The 2,789-nt window shown below is 64.7% G+C and carries 3 protein-coding genes; 2 read left to right on the plus strand and 1 reads right to left on the minus strand.

Annotated elements, in window-relative coordinates; genetic code table 11:
• Window positions 1-289: 289 nt before the first annotated feature.
• Entirely contained in the window at window positions 290-1,189 is a 900-nt protein-coding gene (locus VAE54_RS10540; RefSeq protein WP_322801925.1) for a decaprenyl-phosphate phosphoribosyltransferase, read from the minus strand.
• Window positions 1,190-1,413: 224 nt separating this feature from the next.
• Here VAE54_RS10540 and VAE54_RS10545 point away from each other — a divergent pair, with 224 nt between their 5' ends.
• Together VAE54_RS10545 and VAE54_RS10550 are read left to right on the plus strand one after the other, a co-directional pair.
• Window positions 1,414-2,091 carry a helix-turn-helix transcriptional regulator gene (locus VAE54_RS10545; protein WP_322801926.1) on the plus strand — a complete coding sequence of 226 codons (678 nt, stop codon included), beginning with the start codon at window positions 1,414-1,416 and terminating at the stop codon, window positions 2,089-2,091.
• Window positions 2,092-2,278: 187 nt separating this feature from the next.
• Window positions 2,279-2,539 carry a hypothetical protein gene (locus VAE54_RS10550; RefSeq protein WP_322801927.1) on the plus strand — a complete coding sequence of 87 codons (261 nt, stop codon included), beginning with the start codon at window positions 2,279-2,281 and terminating at the stop codon, window positions 2,537-2,539.
• The last annotated feature ends 250 nt before the right edge of the window (window positions 2,540-2,789 follow it).

Below are 2,789 nucleotides of genomic sequence, written 5' to 3' on the forward strand. Positions count from 1 at the left end.
GGCCAGCGGAACCGCGATCAGCAGATGGACTGCGGTGCCTCGGCACCGCACTCCAGGACTCCAGGACATAGGTGTTTGACCTCCGGTGTGGGTGAACGCAGGGCGCGCCCTCCGCGCCGGGCGTTGGCGGGCGCGCCGATGGAAATCGGCCTCATTGGGCGCTTCGCGCCCCGCGTCGGCCTGCGCCGACGCGGGAGATTTTCGGCCGGCGGAGGCCGGCCATCGGCCGGAGGCCTCTAAAGGTCGACTTCCTTCGACGCCTGAGGCGGATGGGATGCCATCATCGGCTCTACCGGAGATACAGAATGAGGACCGCCGTCAGCCCCCAGAGGATCACCGTCAGCAGCAACGGCCGGTCCTTCCACACCAGTTCATCCGGCGGGGCGGTTTCTCCCTTCACGTGGATCAGGTAGAGATACCGGAAGATCCCATAGAGAACGAAGGGGATGGTCAGCATCATCGCATGGTTGGAGGGAAGGTTGGGGGCAGAGAACGTGTAAAGCGAATAAGCCAATATGGTGGCGGCCATCACCACGCCCATCATTTCGTCGAGGAAGCGAACCGTATATTCCTCCAGGATGGCCCGGTGGTTGCGGGCGTTCTCGCCCAGGAGGATGATCTCCTGCCGGCGCTTGGCGAAACCGATGAAGAGGGCCAGAAGCAATGTGCACAGATAAAGCCACGGCGAGAACCGTTCCACCCGGACCAGGGGGACGCCAGCGGCGACGCGCAGGACATAGCCGCTGGCCAGGGTCAGCACATCCAGGATCACCCGATGTTTGAGCCAGAGGGAATAAGCCAGGTTCATCCCCCAATAGACATAGGCGATAAGCGCGAACTGGGGGTCCAGCAGGAAGGAGGGGTAGGCCAGGGCGATCGGGATCAGGAGCGCGGCCCCCCAGGCGATCCGGGGATCCAGCTCCCCGGCGGGCAGGGGGCGATGGCGCTTGCGGGGATGCTGTCGGTCTCTCTCCAGATCCTGCAGGTCGTTGAAGACGTAGACCGCCCCGGAGAGAAGACACAGGATCACAAAGCCCGCCACCGTGCGTCCGAGAGGCTCGGGGCGGAGCAGCTTCTCGTCGAACACCAGGGGGGCGAAGATGAAGACGTTCTTCAGCCACTGGCGCGGCCGCATGGATCGCGCCAGGCCGATTACGGATTTCCCCGGATGGATCGCCAGTGCCCTCATCGGAACCCTGCTCCACGTCGGATCGCTGTGGGTAGCCCCCCCCGCTGGTCCCGATTATAATTCGATCTACCGGCAGGGCGGAAGCCGCATCCCGGGGGGAGAACCCCTCGGTCCCCGGAATATGGGGGTAGGGGAGGGAGGGCGCCTCACCCCGGGGGCTCCTCTCTGGATGGACTGCGGTGCCGAGGCACCGCAGAAAATTTCCCTTTTTCGGAATCCGGCCCATGGGCGAGCAGGAGCATCTGGTCCTCCGTCGGAAGATCCTGGGGATTGCCCTCCGGCAGGCGCGGGAGGAAGCGGGGAAGACCGTTCGGGAGTGCGCGGCGTTGCTCGGGATTTCCTCGGCCCGCTATCGGGCCTATGAATCCGGCCGACGGGATCCCACGCTGCCGGAGCTGGAGGCCCTGGCCTGGTTCTTCCAGCGGCCCCTCTCCGCCCTTCTGGATCCCGATCGTCCCGCTTCGCCGGGCGGCGATGGGGCAGTGGGGGCGATCCCCGAGCTCCTCGCGCTCCGCCACCGGATCATCGGTCTGATCCTGCGCCAGGCCCGGGAGCGGGCTGGGAAGAGCATGCGCGAGGTCGCCGCGTTCCTGGGATGCTCCCCCCGACGGATCCGGGGATATGAGTCTGGAGAGCATCCCATCCCGCTGATCGAGCTGGAGCGCTTATGCCATTATCTGGGGGTTTCCCTTTCGGACTTCTATGACACGGATAGCCCCATCGGGCAATCCGTCCTCCTGGTGGACCAGGTGGAACGCTTCCGAGCGCTTCCTCCCGAGGTTCGTTCTTTCGTGACGTCGCCGGTCAACCTGCCCTATCTCCGCCTGGCGATGCGTCTGGCGGAGCTTCCGGCGGATCGCCTGCGGCATATCGCGGAGGACCTGCTGGAGATCACCCTGTGAGGGCATCGGCGGAGCATTTCGGAGGGATAGTCCCCGGCCTTCTCGATCTGCGGAGGGATTGCCGTGGGGTCACGAGCCATGCCTTCTGGAGGCTGAGCGATGGGTGCGACACAAGACCTGAAAGAGGCTTTTACTGAACACCCCATCTTTCCTTGAAGACCCATATGGACAGGGCGGCTGATCCGGGATGTGGACCACACCGGCGTTGATCCTCTTTCTGGGGATCGGAGCGGGGTTGTTCCGGCATCTAATGGCCGGCGGCGGGGGGCGGCGGCTGATGCTGGATCTGGGGTTGGGGTGTCTGGGCTTTGCCATCGGGCATAGTGTGGGGGAAGCGCTGGCTCCTGGGTTTGGGCGCATTGGAACCACAGCGGTGATCCCCGGCCTGGTGGGGGCGGGGGCGCTCCTCGGTGTCTCCTCGATAGCCGTCCCCTGGCCTCGCGGTTGATCCGGCCTCGATCGCGGTGGGCACTTCCCTCGTGACCTCGTAGGGCGCTGGCTGTTACAGGAGATCAGGCAGCCGGACCGCGTTCAGGCCCATCCAGACGGTTGACCGTTTCCTCTTAAGTCCTCGAGCAAACCCTGCGTTATCTTCCCTCAAAAATCTTCCGCGGACCCCCTGAGGATTTCCGGCGATCGGGGGTCCACGGGAGCCCTCTAAAAGACCCCGTTTCAACACACCTTTTCCTGCCCCATCC

The sequence above is a fragment of the Thermoflexus sp. genome, from assembly GCF_034432235.1.
Taxonomy (GTDB): domain Bacteria; phylum Chloroflexota; class Anaerolineae; order Thermoflexales; family Thermoflexaceae; genus Thermoflexus.